The organism is Aeromicrobium sp. P5_D10, from assembly GCF_054049535.1.
The window spans coordinates 211,659-227,071 of record NZ_JBFUME010000001.1 but is presented as its reverse complement, the minus strand read 5'-3'; the positions used below and the strand labels follow the sequence as shown (position 1 = coordinate 227,071).

10 protein-coding genes are annotated in these 15,413 nt (G+C 64.9%); all 10 read left to right on the top strand.

Annotated elements, in window-relative coordinates:
- The first annotated feature begins 107 nt into the window (after window positions 1-107).
- The 10 genes from ACXJKC_RS01165 to ACXJKC_RS01120 all read left to right on the top strand — a co-directional run bounded on the left by ACXJKC_RS01165 (window position 108) and on the right by ACXJKC_RS01120 (window position 15,407).
- Window positions 108-1,724 (top strand): helix-turn-helix domain-containing protein, encoded by a 1,617-nt coding sequence (locus ACXJKC_RS01165; RefSeq protein WP_456694829.1) that lies wholly within the window; start codon window positions 108-110, stop codon window positions 1,722-1,724.
- 147 nt (window positions 1,725-1,871) lie between these two features.
- The gene (locus ACXJKC_RS01160; protein ID WP_456694828.1) at window positions 1,872-3,461 is read left to right on the top strand and encodes an ABC transporter substrate-binding protein; all 1,590 of its coding nucleotides are present in this window, start codon (window positions 1,872-1,874) and stop codon (window positions 3,459-3,461) included.
- Complete coding sequence (locus tag ACXJKC_RS01155; protein ID WP_456694827.1) at window positions 3,458-4,483, top strand: ABC transporter permease; 1,026 nt, start codon at window positions 3,458-3,460, stop codon at window positions 4,481-4,483. The genes ACXJKC_RS01160 and ACXJKC_RS01155 overlap by 4 nt, the downstream gene beginning before the upstream one ends.
- Complete coding sequence (locus tag ACXJKC_RS01150) at window positions 4,483-6,342, top strand: dipeptide/oligopeptide/nickel ABC transporter permease/ATP-binding protein (protein ID WP_456694826.1); 1,860 nt, start codon at window positions 4,483-4,485, stop codon at window positions 6,340-6,342. The genes ACXJKC_RS01155 and ACXJKC_RS01150 overlap by 1 nt, the downstream gene beginning before the upstream one ends.
- Window positions 6,339-7,139 (top strand): ABC transporter ATP-binding protein, encoded by an 801-nt coding sequence (locus ACXJKC_RS01145; protein ID WP_456694825.1) that lies wholly within the window; start codon window positions 6,339-6,341, stop codon window positions 7,137-7,139. The genes ACXJKC_RS01150 and ACXJKC_RS01145 overlap by 4 nt, the downstream gene beginning before the upstream one ends.
- Window positions 7,136-10,444, top strand: a complete 3,309-nt coding sequence (locus tag ACXJKC_RS01140) for a serine hydrolase (protein ID WP_456694824.1) — start codon at window positions 7,136-7,138, stop codon at window positions 10,442-10,444. Before ACXJKC_RS01145 ends, ACXJKC_RS01140 begins: the two co-directional genes overlap by 4 nt.
- Window positions 10,441-11,232 (top strand): GNAT family N-acetyltransferase, encoded by a 792-nt coding sequence (locus ACXJKC_RS01135; RefSeq protein ID WP_456694823.1) that lies wholly within the window; start codon window positions 10,441-10,443, stop codon window positions 11,230-11,232. The genes ACXJKC_RS01140 and ACXJKC_RS01135 overlap by 4 nt, the downstream gene beginning before the upstream one ends.
- A complete protein-coding gene (menC, locus tag ACXJKC_RS01130) occupies window positions 11,233-12,360 on the top strand; it encodes an o-succinylbenzoate synthase (RefSeq protein WP_456694822.1) in 1,128 nt (375 codons plus the stop codon).
- Between the two features lie 49 nt (window positions 12,361-12,409).
- Entirely contained in the window at window positions 12,410-13,963 is a 1,554-nt protein-coding gene (locus tag ACXJKC_RS01125) for a GMC family oxidoreductase (protein ID WP_456694821.1), read from the top strand.
- Between the two features lie 28 nt (window positions 13,964-13,991).
- Window positions 13,992-15,407 carry an aldehyde dehydrogenase family protein gene (locus ACXJKC_RS01120; protein WP_456694820.1) on the top strand — a complete coding sequence of 472 codons (1,416 nt, stop codon included), beginning with the start codon at window positions 13,992-13,994 and terminating at the stop codon, window positions 15,405-15,407.
- Window positions 15,408-15,413: the final 6 nt, after the last annotated feature.

The window sequence follows — 15,413 nt, the reverse complement described above, 5'->3', positions numbered from 1 at the left end:
CCGGATCCGAATTCGGTCCAGATGATGTTCCCACCGTCTCTGAATGTGGCTCCCGCGCGCTTGTACACTCGTCCAAAATGGTGCGCACTGACATGTACTATCGGACCATGTCGGCTCCTTACTCCACCGCGACTGACCTAGGACGACTCACCGAAAGGCTCGGATCGACGCTACTCACGCTCGTGGCGGGTAAGCATCAGTCCACCCGGGTGATCTCGACGGTAGTTCTCTTCGACCCGCTCGACCCTCCCGAGATCATGCCTGACGCACTCGTCCTGGGTGTGGCGATCGCTGCCGACGAAGATTTCGCCGGCCTGGTGAAGTCACTGGGCGACGCTGGTGCCGCCGCACTCATCGTTCGCGAGCCCGTCATGATCGACGCCGAAGTTGCCCGCGTGGCAGAACGTCACCAAATCTCGATCTTCGGTCTGGTGCGTGGGGCCTCGTGGGTGCAGGTGGCGACGTTGCTCGCAGGTGCCTTGAACATCGGAGCGGAGGAACAGCCGTTCGCGGCTGTCGACTCGGGGCGTGACCTGTTCACGCTGGCGAATTCGCTGTCTGCGTTGCTGGGCGCCCCGGTGACGATTGAGGACCGTTCATCCCGAGTCGTCGCGTTCTCAGCTGATCAGGCCGGGACGGACGAACCTCGCCGTTTGACGATCCTGGGACTTCAGGTACCCGAGTTCTACACTTCCTTCCAGCGTGAGAGAGGCGTGTTCCACCGGCTCTATCGATCGGAACGTCCGATCTTTATGGAGAACCCGGCGCCCAACACTCTTCCCAGAGTCGCGATGAGGGTTCAGGCGGGGGATGAGGTCCTGGGATCGATCTGGGCCGTCGTCTCGAAACCACTCACGTCCGAGCGAGAGCAGGGAATGATCGAGGGCGCGCAAGTTGTGGCCTTGGCCATGTTGCGTGCCCGGGTCAGCGCAGACGCTTCTCAACGTCTGGCCGAGTCGATGGCCTCGATGCTTCTCGAGGGTGGGCTCACCGCGCGCGAGGCCGCGCAGCAACTCGCGATCGGGACCTCGCCGGCGTGCGTCATCGCGTTCGGGCCATTGGATGCCGCTGACGAGGTGCGTGTGGCCGCCGATGTCCAGAAGGCGGCGTCGGCGCTGCGCATGAACTTGCGCCCGGTCTTCCCGAGAGCCATTGCAGCTCAGCTCGGGAGCGTCGTCTACGCCGTGGTGCCCCTCCGGGCCGATGATGCTCACACGAGAACCGCTGTGGAGAATCTGGCGTCCGAGTTCATCGCGCGCCTCGACACGACAACTAAATTCTGCGCCGGCCTCGGTGACATCGTCGGCGACATCAGTGATCTGCACATTTCGAAACGTAATGCCGAAACCGCGCTGAGGGTCGTCCGTTCTCGTGCCCGTGAGGACGGGAGGGTCGCACGTTTCGCCGACGTCCAGGTGGACGCCCTCATGCTTCGAATCGGCGACTCGATCGTGACGGACCACATCGAGTTCGGCGGCCCGCTCGAAGCTCTTCGGGAGTACGACACGGCACATGGCACCCACCTGACGCTGACGCTTCAGACCTGGCTCGAGCACTTCGGCGACGTCGTGGCAGCGGCCCGAGCGATTCATGTTCACAAGAACACGTTCCGCTACCGACTTGACCGACTGGCCTCGATTGCCGAGGTCGACCTCAGCGATCCTGACGTCCGCTTCGGGCTACTCCTGCAACTGAGGCTTTCGGCGGGCCAGCGCTCTTCCTAGAGGGGATCGCGCGACCACGCGGGCTGCCTGGTCATGTGTCCAAGGCCATTCGGTATTTGTTGGACAGGTGAACGATGAGTGGCCCAGAGGTGATGGACGAATGTATGAATCGGACGTGACACCTCGATTTAGCCAAGGCGGACTCACATGAAACGACGCGCGGCCCTTGCGGCCCTCCTGACTGTCTCGCTGACTTTGGCGGCCTGCAGCAGTTCCGACTCAGGCGGAGGCGGGAAGGACTTCGCGACCGACGGATCGTTCTCGGTGGCGGTGGATTCTGATCCCGGTGACCTCAATCCGTTGGTGACCAACCTGGTGAATGCCCAGACCGTCGGCCTGTACTCCTACGACAGCCTCATCTACCAGAATCCTGCGACCGGCGAGCCTGAACCCTTCCTTGCGGAGAGCTGGACTGAGAGCCCGACCAAGGTGACGTACACCCTGCGCTCGGACATCACGTGCGCGGATGGCTCGCCCTTCACTGCGCAGACAGTCGCTGGCAACCTGAACTGGATCCTCGACCCGAAGAACGAGTCGCCTCGTCTGGGGTCAGTGGTGCCGGCTGATGCCAAGGTCACCGCTAAGGGAGACGTTCTCACCGTCGAGACCTCGAAGCCGAGGCCGTTCATGCTGTCCGACCTGGGCGCCCAGCAGCTTGTGTGCGACAAGGCGCTCAAGGATCCGAAGAGCGTCTCGGCGGGAAGCGACGGCACCGGTCCGTTCGTCATCGATCGAGTGGTCGCAGGCGACTCCATCACCTTGACCCGCAGGGACGACTACACGTGGGGTCCCATGGGCAGCACGAGCCAGACTCCTGGTCTGCCGAAGAACGTGGTGATCAAAGTCGTTCCGAGTCCGTCGACTCGAGCCAACCTGCTTCGTTCAGGCGGCCTGAACGCCGCGATGGTGAGCGGGAGCGACGAGGCCCGGCTCAAGAACCTCAAGTCGAAGCCGTCGCCGGCGATATCGGGCATGATCGTCTACAACCATCTGAAGGGGATGCCCACCGCTGACCTCGCGGTACGCACCGCTTTGACGCAGGCCATCGACCTTGACACGCTGACCGACATCCTGACCGGCGGCAAGGGTGAACGCGCGACGTCTCTGTTGACCGAGCAGCCAAGCTTGTGCACCTACGACACCCTCGCGAAAACACTTCCCAAACACGACGCCGCGGCCGCGGGACAGAGTCTGAAGGCTGCCGGCTACGCCAAGGGATCTGGCGGACTGCTCGAGAAGGACGGCACCGGCTTGAGCATCACCCTGGTGTATGACAACAGCACGGACACACGCAGCGCTGCGGCCGAGTACGTCGCCAAGAAGTGGGAGGAGCTGGGCATCAAGGTCAAGCTCGACGGAGGGGATGAGAACTTCATCATAGGTCGCGCGTTCGCACCGAAGGACCCCAGCGGCTGGACGGCAACGCTCGGACTGAACCTGCAGTCGGGAACCCCTGCGATCTTCCCGCAGTATTTGACCGGCCCTACCGCCCCGAACGGCACCAACTTCGCATCAGTGGCCAATAAGGCCTACGAGCAGGCCGTGGCGCGTGCCGCGGACAAGACCGGCGACGCTGCGTGCGCAACGTGGGCCGAGGCAGAGGAAGCGCTGTTCAAAAACGTCGACCTCATCCCCGTGTCCGTGACTCCGTTCAAGATGTACTTCAACGGAGCGACATCGACCGTCCAGCCGATCGGCGGAATGCTCCCGGGCTCCGCGATCCGTGTCCTGAAGTGACGTCTGATCCGGCGGTCGTGAGCGTTGGAGCGGCCGGGCCGTCTCCAGGCATCTCGGGGAGCGGGCACGGCCGTGACAATGCGCTGGTTGCCTTCATCGTCCGGAGAATCCTGCGTCTGGTGTGGTCTGCGGTCGCGCTTGTGACAGTCGCGTTCGTCATGGTGCGACTCGTTCCCGGAGATCCGGTCCGCAATGCGCTCGGAACCAACGCGTCGGCCGCGGCGGTCGAGGCGCGACGTGAGAGTCTCGGCCTGAACGATCCGTTGTTGAGCCAGTACGGCAGCTTCTGGAAGGGGCTCTTCACCTGGGACCTCGGTGACTCATTCTCGCTGAGCACCCCGGTGTCAACCATCATCAACCAGCGGTTGCCGGCGACACTGGAACTCGCCTTCTTGTCACTCGCAGTGGTTCTGTTGGTTTCGGTCCCGGTGGGTATCGTCGTCGCTGCCTTGACGCGTGGCGGACGCCGACGAGCTGTCGATCTGGCGTACACATCAGTCAGCGGGCTGTTCGCAGTCGTACCGGAGTTCCTCATCGGCGTCGGGCTCGTGTACCTGTTCGCAGTGCAGACCCAGCTTCTGCCGGTCGCCGGTCGTGACGGACCAAGCTCATACGTGCTGCCGGTCCTGGCACTGTCGATCGGAGTCAGCGCGGGCATGTCCAGGATCGTGCGGGTCGAAGCTCTCACGGTGTTCGATCAGGACTACATCAGGACGGCCCGGGCCAAACGGATGTCGGGCGCCCGCTTGTATCTGCGGCATGCACTTCCGAATCTCCTGACCTCTTCGCTCACGGTCGGCGGAATCGTGCTCGGCTCCCTGATCGCAGGAACTGTGCTCGTCGAGACGATCTTCTCCTGGCCCGGTCTTGGACTCACGATCGTGGACGCTGTACGCAGCAAGGACTTTCCGCTGGCGCAGGGCATCGTCATCGTCTACGGGCTGATCGTCCTGATCGCCAATCTCCTGATCGATGTCGCCTTGGTGTGCGTCGATCCCCGCTCAGCGCTCAAGGACAGCTGATGACCATGCTCGACCCGAACGCAGTCCAGACCGCCGTCGTATCAGAGCTGACGACCGGAAAGATCGTCAGAGATCGGCGACACCCGATGTGGGTCGCTCTGCGTTCCCCGATCGGGATAGCGGCTTGCATCGGCTTGCTGACTCTCGTGTTCTTCGCAGTGTTCGGGCCCATTCTTTGGGGTGATGCCGCACGAGAGGCCGACCTCGGCCAACTGTCGGCAAAGCCGAGTGCAGATCATCTGCTCGGGACCGATGCCGGCGGCCGGGACGTCATGGCGCGAATTCTGAGTGCGACCAGGCTGTCAGTTGTCGCAGCTGTGTCGGCGACTGCGATCGGAGTGTCGGTGGGCGTGGCCCTCGGACTGCTGCCGGTGGTTGCACCGCGTCGGCTCGGCAACCTCGTCAACGGAATCATCGGGGTCGCCCTCGCCTTTCCCGCGCTCTTGCTCGCGATCGTGGTGTCGATCATCTTCGGTGCCGGGGCGTTCGGAGTCAGCATGGCGATCGGTCTGGCGATGGCGCCGGCCTATGCCCGCCTGACCCAGACCCTGGGGGCCTCCGTGGCGGGGCGCGACTTCGTGGCGGCAGCGCGCATTCTGGGGGTCGGTCGCACACGCGTCCTCCTGCGACATGTCCTACCCAACGTGCGTGATCCGCTGATCGTCAACGCGAGCATCGGGGCCGGCACGGCACTTGTCGCCGCAACCGGGCTGTCCTTCCTCGGTCTCGGCGTTCAGGCACCGAAGTACGACTGGGGGCGACTGCTCGGCGAGAGCTTGGATGCGATCTACGTCAACCCCGCCGCGTCACTGGGACTGGGCGCTGCCATCGTGCTGGCGGGCGTCACCTTCGCGTTGGTGGGCGAGACGTTGGCGCGGGGCCTGGGAGTTCATCGGCCTTCGGGCCGCAACAAGAAGCGGGCGTCGTCAGGGCGAAGCCCGGCACCTGCGGAGCAGCCGCATCACGTCAGCGACGATCCAGTGCTCTCCGTGCGTGGGCTCAGCATCGAGGCGCCACGGGGCGACGGCTGGTCCACTCCGGTCAGCAATGTCAGCTTTGACATCGGGCGTGGTGAGATCGTCGGCATCGTCGGGGAGTCGGGCTCCGGGAAGTCGCTCACGTGCATGGCCGTGGCGTGTCTTCTTGAGCATCCCTTGAGCGTCTCCGCCTCCTCGGTACGGTTCGAAGGCGCCGAGCTGCCGGTGGGCGGACGCCCGCGCGGTGCCCGAAGGACCAAGGGTCTTGCAACTCACCTCGGCACGCGCATGGCATTCGTCTTCCAGGATCCGTCCACCTCGCTCAACCCGGCACTCCACGTCGGCACGCAGGTCGCGGAGATCGGGTTGCTGCATGGAGGGCTTGACCGACGGCAAGCGCGTCGACGCGCTGTCGACAAGCTGGCGGCTGTCAGGATCTCTGATCCCGAACGCCGCGCCCGCCAGTATCCCCACCAGTTCTCGGGAGGGATGCGGCAGCGCGCCATGATCGCCATGGGCCTCATGTGCGAGCCCGCGCTCGTCATCGCTGACGAGCCCACGACTGCGCTCGACGTCACGGTGCAGCGCGAGGTCCTCGCGTTATTGCAAGAGGTCAATCAGGAGCACGGGACGGCAGTCATGTTGGTGTCACACGACATCTCCCTCGTCTCGTCGTTCTGCACCCGCGTCCTGGTGATGTACCGAGGGTCGATGGTCGAAGACATCAGCGTCGAGGACCTCACCGCCGGCCGGGCAACCCACCAGTACACGCGTGCGCTCATGGCTGCCGTGCCCCGTCTGGACGCCGAACCGGGCACCGAGTTCGCCACCATCAGCGAGGGGACTGTGTTCCCCGACGACCGAGCAGGGGAAATATCGTGACGAGCCTGGCCTTTGAGAACGTCTGGGTCCGGTACGGCTCGGGCCGTTCCTCCCACGACGTCGTGCGTGACGTGAACCTGGTCGTGCCGAGCGGACGAATGGTCGGCCTGGTGGGCGAGTCGGGCTCCGGCAAGTCGACGTTGGCCCGTGCTGCGGTCGGCCTTCAGGAGCCGCGCTCTGGCCGGATCCTTGTCGACGGGGTCGATGTCGTCGGCGCACGTGGCAAGACGGCAGTTGCGCGCCGCCGGGTGCAGATGGTCTTCCAGGACGCGAACTCATGCCTTGATCCGCGGATGTCGATCGGGGCGTCGATTGAGGAGGCCATCGCTGTGCGCGGCAGGTCCGCCGGACGCAACCGCACCGCTCGACGTTCCGAGGTCTCCGAGTTGCTGCAGCTTGTCGAGCTGGATCCGGCCCGTGCCGGTGACCTGCCCGCGCAGTTGTCGGGAGGACAGCGTCAGCGGGTCTCGATCGCCCGTGCGCTCGCGGCCGATCCACAGGTGCTGCTGGCAGACGAAATCACCTCCGCGCTGGACGTCTCCGTGCAGGGGACGGTTCTCAACTTGCTGACTCGGGTTCAGCGACAGCTCGACCTGACCGTGCTGTTCATCAGTCACAACCTCGCCGTCGTCCGTCAGCTCTGCGACGACATCGCCGTCATGAAGGACGGCGTGATCGTCGAAGCGGGGCGGGCAGTCTCCGTGATCGACAACCCCCAGCATCCCTACACACAAGAGCTGGTCGCGGCCGTCCCGCGCATCGGCATGCCAATCTTCGGCGAAGGAGCCAGCAGATGACCACCCGACCGTTCGGTCTCGACGATGTCCGCAGGATTGTGACCGTCCCCGAGACAGCGATCTCGGCCGATGGCACCTCGGTGGTCTTCACCAGGCGTGAGGTCATGTCCGGGCGTAGCGTCACGTCGTTGTGGGAGGTGAGTGAAGGCGGCGATGCCCGTCCGCTGACTCAGACAGGCACCGACCGTGCCCCGGTGTCGGCACCTTCGGGCATCTTCTTCCTCCGAGATGTGGCCGACGTCCCGCAGCTGCACCTGCTCCCGCGGCGGGGAGAGCCGATTCAGCTGACAACGGGTTCGACGGGAGCCGGTCCTGCCGTGCCGAGTCCAGACGGCAGCCGTGTCGCCTTCGTCTCGTCCGTCGGCACGGATCCAACACAGCAGCACGCGCCGATCGTCGTCGACACACTCGACCAGCTGGTCGACGGAGTGGGGTGGACAGGTATCCGTCGGCACCTGTTCGTGCTCGACCTGGCAACTCGAGGAGTACGACAGATCACCGACGGCGACTACGACGTCAACGATCCGGCGTGGTCGCCCGACGGAGTACGTATCGCGTTCATCGCGGGCCTGGATCCGCGCGCAGACGTGACGCTTCAACGTCGTGCCTGTTCCGTCGAGGTTGACGATCCGCTGGCACCTGTCGAGAGGTTCGGTGACGCGACAGGACTCGGTGGTCCGGTGATCTGGTCTCCCGACGGCGAGTCCGTCATCGCGGTGGGATCGAAGTCGGCCGACGATGGTCACGCGCACCTGTTGAGGCTGCACCGCGATGGCCGTCCCGACGACGATCTCACTGCCGGTATCGACCGCAACGTGATGCCCGGCTCGACGGGCTACCCGGGCGGACGTCCGGCATTGACTCCCGATGGGTTGCACATCATCTTCTGTGTACGTGACCAGGGATGGACCCATCTCTACAGCGTGGGACTGGACGGTCAGGCTCCACGAGGCGTCGTCGCGCAGCCACACCAGGTGGTCTCGGCGCTGTCTGTTTCCGCGAATGCGTCCCGTGCGGCGGTAGTGCTGACAACGCAGGAATCATTCGCCGAAGTGGCAATCGTCGACCTGGTATCCGGCGAAGTCCGGGTCATGACGGCGTTGAAGGACGAGTCACTCGCCGATGTCGAGTTGTACCGGCCTCAGCCGCGACAGTTCCAGATCAGCGACGGAACAGTCGTGCATGGCTGGCTCATGGAGGCTGAAGGTGCGACCGGGGCTGCACCCCTCATCCTCGATGTGCACGGCGGCCCCCACAACGCATGGTCGGGGGTCGCGGACGAGATCCACCTCTACCAGCAGCTCCTGGTGGCGCGAGGATGGCGCGTGCTGATGATCAATCCGCGGGGATCGGATGGTTACGGCGAGGACTTCTACCAGGCGGTGAATGGTGGCTGGGGTCGAGTCGATCTCCAGGACTTCCTCGAGCCGATCGACCAGCTGGTTGCCGAAGGCGTGGCCGACGCAGATCGGCTCGCCGTCACGGGATACAGCTATGGCGGCATCACGACGTGCGCCTTGACCACGCACACCGACAGATTTGCCGCAGCTGTGGCCGGTGGGCTGATCTGCGACTTCGTGGCCGTGGCGGTGCAGCAGATACCCGAGGGATACTTCTCGTCCTTGGCCGTAGGCGTGCCTCCCACTGACACAGCGCGGCTGGCTGAGGCTTCACCGATCTCGCGAGTGGCTCAAGTGAGCACCCCCACCCTCGTGCTGCACGGGGATGAGGACCACACCTGCCCAGTGGATCAGGCCCAGGAGTGGTTCTCAGCGCTCCGCCACCAGGGAGTGCCGACCCGTCTGGTGGTCTACCCGAGCGGAGGCCATCTCTTCATCGCCGACGGACCAATCGATCATCGGATCGACTATCACGCCAGGGTCGTGGAGTGGGTCGAGCTGAACGTACGGAGCTCGCCGAGGCCGTCCGCCCTCTCCCCGGCGCCTCGCGGTCGTACCTACTGGCAACGCCGGCTCGACCTGCTGCGAAAGAGGCACGCGGTGGTGGGCGCCCAACTCGGGATCGTGCAGCTCACCGAGAACGGGGTGCCGTTCGACCGTGTGACGGTCGGCTCCGGGCTATTGGATGCCTCGACGGGGGAGCCGGTGATCGACGACGCGGTCTTCCAGATCGGGTCGATCACGAAGGTGTGGACGACGATGCTCGTGATGCAGCTCGTCGAGGAGGGCTTGCTGAACCTCGAAGGTCGGGTCCGAGATGTCCTGCCGGACTTCACCCTTGCGGACTCGCCCACGCCTGACGTAACGGTACGAGCGCTGCTCAATCACACCAGCGGGATCGACGGAGACGTCTTCACAGACACCGGGCAGGGCTGCGACTGCGTTCGGTTGTACGTCGATCAGCTGGCCTCGGTGGAACACCTGTATCCCTCGGGTGAGCGATTCTCCTACTGCAACTCGGCGTTCGTCATCGCGGGACGGATCGTGGAGGTCCTGCGGGACATGACGTGGGAGGAAGCCGTTCGGCGCTACCTGATCGAGCCGATGGGCCTCAAGCACACGATTGCGTCTTCGGACGAGGCGGCCAGATTCGCCGCGGCGACTGGCCACACCCTCGACGGCGATACGCCGGTGCCGGTCCCGCAATGGTCGATCGCTCGCTCGATGGGACCGGCCGGCCTGATCACCGCAAGTGTCGGAGACCTGCTCACCTTTGCCGAGACTGCTCTGCGTGCAGGGGTGACGCCCGATGGGGGACGAATTCTTTCGGCCGAAAGTGCTGCCCTCATGACCGAGGAGAACGTGGACCTCAGCGAGAGCGTGGTCACGAAGGACGGGTGGGGTCTGGGGTGGTTCCTCGAGGACTGGGGCGGAACCTTCGCCTATGGTCACGACGGTGGCACGATCGGTCAACGCGCCTATTTGCGACTGTTCCCCGATGCTGGCTATGCCGTGGCGCTGCTGACGACGGGCGGCAGGGCGGACGGTCTGTACACGGAGCTGTTCTCCGACATCGCGTCGTCGATCGACGGGAGCATTCTGCCGCCTCGTGTCCGTGCCGATCACGCGCGGACACCTGCGCCGGTGGAAGGTACGTGGATCTGTGCGGGTATGCGAGCGCAGGTACGCCCCATGGGAGAACGGCTCGAGCTGACGATGACCGATTTGATGGGCATTGTCCACGGGGCGCCTCCGGCGAGTCCGACAACCGTGACTCTCTACCCGTCGACGACCCCCGACGTCTACGCATTCACGACGCCCGATCTTGCTGGTTGGGAGCAGCTGCGTGTGGTGCCCGGAGGAATGTACATAGGGGCCCGCTTCCTGAAGGAGGTGAAGTCATGACCGCCCATTCCGGTCCGTCCGAGGTGGAGATCCGGCTCCTGCACGGTCCAGAGGAGATGGAAGCGGCCTCCGCTCTCGCGGCCCAGATCTGGGAGGTCGACAATGCGCACTCGCATGTCAGCCCGGAACTGCTCATGGCTCTCGCACACGCCGGCAACTATGTGGCGGGCGCCTACCGCGGGCGAGAGCTGTTGGCCATGTGCGTCGGCTTCTTCCATCCTCCGCATGACAACGCGTTGCACTCGCATATCGCAGGTGTTCGCGCGGACGCTGCAGGCAGTGGACTGGGCAAGTCCCTGAAACTGCACCAGAGGGACTGGTGTCTGGATCGCGGTATCACGCGAGTGACCTGGACCTATGACCCCTTGGTGGCCCGCAACGGATACTTCAACGTCCACAAGCTGCGGTGCGAAGTGGTGGCCTATTTCCCAGACTTCTACGGGAGCATGAAAGACGGCCTCAACCAGGGCCAGCACAGCGATCGGCTCCTGGTCGCATGGCATCTGGATGCGACAGACGTCGACACACAAACGGTCGCTGATCCCGGCGTCACCGTCCTCCGGTCCGAGCGCGGACGGCCGGTCCTCGACCTCGACGAGGCACGGGACGCGCAGCACTGTTTCGTCGAGGTCCCGTCCGACATCGAGGTCATGCGCCGGGACGATCCCGACCTCGCCGCCGAGTGGCGCGTCGGACTTCGACATGCGCTCGGCACCCTCCTCCGTTCCGGATGGGTCGTGGTGGATTTCGACCGCCGCGGACACTACCTCCTCACGAAAAGAGCTTGAATGCACATCGAACGCGTCGACCTGGTGACCGTCCGGATGCCATTGGTCCATCCATTCACCACATCGTTCTCGACCCAGACCGAGCGGTATCCCTTGCTGATCCGTCTCACCGCGTCGATCGGTGGCCGTGCCGTGACCGGGTGGGGCGAGTGCGTCGCGCTGAAGGAGCCCTTCTACTCGCCCGAGTACCTCGATGGTGCCCGCGAAGCCTTGGAGCGGTTCCTCGTGCCGGCGTTGTTCGCCTCGCAAACTGCGGGAAATGTGGTGACGGCCCAGTCCGTCGGCCCGATGGTCAGCCATGTCGTGGGGCACCGTATGGCCAAAGCAGCACTGGAGATGGCGGTCCTGGACGTACAGCTGCGAGCCGCCGGGACATCGTTCGCCGACCACTTGGGTGTTACGCGGACAACTGTCCCCTCAGGCGTCAGCGTCGGGATCGAGACCTCTGTGCCAGACCTGCTGGCGGTCGTCGAAGACTTCGTTGGTCAGGGCTATGAACGGATCAAGCTCAAGATCCGCCCCGGATGGGACGTCGAACCGGTCAAGGCGGTCCGGGAACGGTTCGGAGATATCGCCCTGCAGGTCGACGCCAACGCCGCCTACCGGCTCTCCGATGTGCCCGTTCTGCGCAGACTCGATCCGTTCGACCTGCTGCTGATCGAGCAGCCGCTCGCGGAGGAGGATCTGCGCCAGCACGCGTTGCTCGCCCGTCAGGTCGCGACGCCGATCTGTCTCGACGAGTCGATCGTGTCGGCGCAGTCGGCCGCCGACGCGATCGCATTGGGCGCCGCGAGCGTCATCAACATCAAGCCCGGACGGGTCGGGGGATACCTCGAGGCCGTACGGATCCATGATCTCGCAGCGGCCAGCGGTGTCGCCGTGTGGTGCGGAGGCATGCTGGAGACAGGAATCGGTCGATCGGCCAATGCCGCGCTGGCCGGGCTCCCCGGTTTCACGCTGCCGGGCGACATCTCGGCATCGGACCGCTTCTACCAACTTGACATCACCGAGCCGGTTGTCATGGAGGCCGGGGCAGTGGCGGTGCCACGCGGACCTGGATTCGGTGTCGAGCCCATCCCTGACCTCTTGGAGGAGTTCACGGTGCACACGTTGGAGCTGACGGCGTGATCTCACCGAACGCCAGACAAGACGCCAGAGCCGCAAGGGAGCGACGATCATGACCAGCCATGTGCGCTATGACGCGTTGATCGTGGGTGCGGGCTCCTCCGGTGCCGCTCTCGCTGCGGGTCTGGTCAGACGAGGCCGGCGGGTCCTGCTCCTGGAGGCCGGGCGGAACTACGTCGCCTCAGACCTGCCCGAGGTTTGGAGGTCACCCAATCCGTTCAATGCCATCTTGGACCAGGAACTTGGCGGCTATCTCTGGGACGATCTCACGGCCAGTCGAACCGATGCCCAACCGCCACAGCTCTACTGGAGAGGCAAAGGGGTGGGCGGAAGCTCCGTCATCAATGGTCAGATCGCCATCCGGCCTCCGGTTGAGGACTTCGACGAGTGGGCGGCCGACGGCTGCGCCGGCTGGTCGGCGGCGGACGTCATGCCGGCCTTCAAGGCTTTGGAGTCCGACCTCGATTTCGGTCGCGACGACTACCACGGCGATACGGGCCCCATCCCCGTGTTCCGTACCCCGGTCGAGCGTTGGGGCGCGGTGGACGAGGCGCTGCGGGAGGCCGCGTTGGCATCGGGGCTCCCATGGGCGCCCGACGTCAACGCACCTGGGGCGACGGGAGTGTCTCCCTATCCCATCAACTCGATCGACCAGCGAAGGGTGTCCAGCAATGACGCCTATCTGGAGCCGATCCGGGACAATCCGCTGCTGACCATTCGCGGCGACTCGTTGGTCGACCAGGTCCTCTTCGAGGGACGGCGAGCCGTCGGCGTGCGGCTCGTGGACGGCACGTCCTTCCACGCCGACGAAGTCGTCCTCAGTGCCGGCGCGATCGCCTCGCCCGCGATCCTCCTACGGTCCGGCATCGGTCCGGCGCGAGATCTCGAGTCACTCGGTATTCCTGTGCGAGCCGACCTCCCGGTCGGTCTGGGGCTGCAGGACCACCCCTTGGCGCTGATCGGCGTGCCGTTGACGGAAGCTGCCTCGGCGGGACCCGAGGATCGGCACACCAACTGCTGCGTGCGGTTCTCCAGTGGGCTCGGGCCTGATGAAAACGACATGATGTTGGTCTCGCTGAACCAGAACGCGCTGGCGATGGCGTCGGTCGACCTGCGCAGCGGTGCGGGTGCCCTCGGAGTCTTCGTCAACCGACCGTACTCACGCGGTGTTCTCCGGCTGTCGAGTGCCGACCCACTGGTCCAGCCTGAGGTCCGCCTCAGGATGCTGTCGGACGAGCGGGACCTTGAGCGACTCGTCGATGGCGTCGAGAGACTGATGACGATCATCGACCATGGTGCCTTCTCCAAGATCGCCGCAGCAGACATACGGTCCGCCAACCCTGAGCTGAGCAAGGCTCTGACAGGACCGCCGAGCGGCATGCGTCGCTACTTGCTGGAGAGCGTGACCGATACTCAGCACCCGACGAGCACATGTCGCATGGGAGCGTCTGACGCCGCCGACACCGTGGTGGATTCTGACTGCTGGGTTGTCGGGGTCGAAGGCCTGCGGGTCGTGGACGCCTCGATCTTCCCGTTCGTCCCTCGCGCGAACACTCACCTCACTTGTGTCATGGCCGGCGAGCACATGGCACGCAGGATGAGCTGACTTGATGGCACACGAACGAAGGACTCCTATGCTCCATCTGAATCACATCATCGACGGGGTCGGCCTCGAGTCCGCCAGTCCCGAGACCTGCGAGGTCGTCAGCCCGTTCACAGGGCGAGTCATCGCACGGATTCCTGCAGGCTGCCCACAGGACGCCGACGCGGCAGTCGCGTCCGCGCGAGCCGCCCAACCAGAATGGGCCGCACTCGACCTTGCCGAGCGGGAACAGCATCTGATCGCGCTCGCGGATGTGGTGGAGCGAAATGTGCGGGATCTGGCTGAGTCCGAAAGCAGCGAGATGGGCAAACCCCTGGCTCTCGCCGAGCAGTTCATCACCGGGGGAGTCGCCGCCCTTCGTGCGAGTATCGAGCTTGCCCGGACCTATCCGTTCGTCGCCGACGTCACGGTGGCCGGTGAGTCGAGCCGCACCACTGTGCTTCGTCAGCCCGTGGGGGTTGTTGCCCTGATCGTGCCGTGGAACTTCACCGTCATGTCCGTCCTCGGCGTCCTGGGTCCCTTGCTCCTGGCCGGGAACACGGTCGTGATCAAGCCGTCCGAGAAATCACCGGTCTCCGCGGCCGGACTGATCGAACTCAGTGACCTTCCACCCGGCGTCGTCAACCTCCTCCAGGGCGACCGGAGGGCAGGCCAGCCTCTTGCCGAACACGAGGGAGTCGACCTGGTGCACTTCACGGGATCCGTCGGGGTCGGCCGATCGGTCGGCGAGGCTTCGGCGAAGCGTTTGACCCGATCGATCCTCGAGCTTGGTGGCAACGATCCTGTGATCGTCGCGGCCGACATTGATGATGTCGCTGCCACTGCCAGAGCCGTCGCGTTCTCGAGCTTCATCAACAGCGGCCAGATCTGTACGTCGTCCGAACGCATCTATGTGCACCGGTCGATCGCCGCGGAGTTTACGCGCTCCCTGGTCGAAGCAGCGGGGTCGTTCCCGATGATTCTCAGCCCAGAAGGGGCAGGCCTGGGACCTTTGGTCGATGACGGACAGCGACAGATCGTCCACGGGCATGTCATGGACGCGGTCGCGCTCGGCGCGACTGCGGTGTGTGGTGGTGAACTTCCGGAGGGGGATGGGTACTTCTACCCCGCGACAGTGCTCGTCGACGTCCCGCCGGCCGCGCGGATCCTGAGCGAGGAGACGTTCGGTCCCGTGGCCCCTGTCATGGTGTTCGACACCTTCGACGAGGCGATCGCCTTGGCCAATGGGACCCGGTTCGGGTTGGCGGCGACCGTCTACACCTCCGACGGCGACAATCTGCGGCGTTGTCAGGAGATCCGTGCTGCGATCGTGTGGGTCAACGAGTGGCAGGGCGGCGGCGCCGGCGTGATGTACGAGCCCTGGGGGGAGAGCGGTTCAGGAGCGACAGGCGGGGTGGCGCTGTTCGACGCCGCCACCCGGCCCATGTCGGTCATCGTCGCGAGCTAGCCTGCG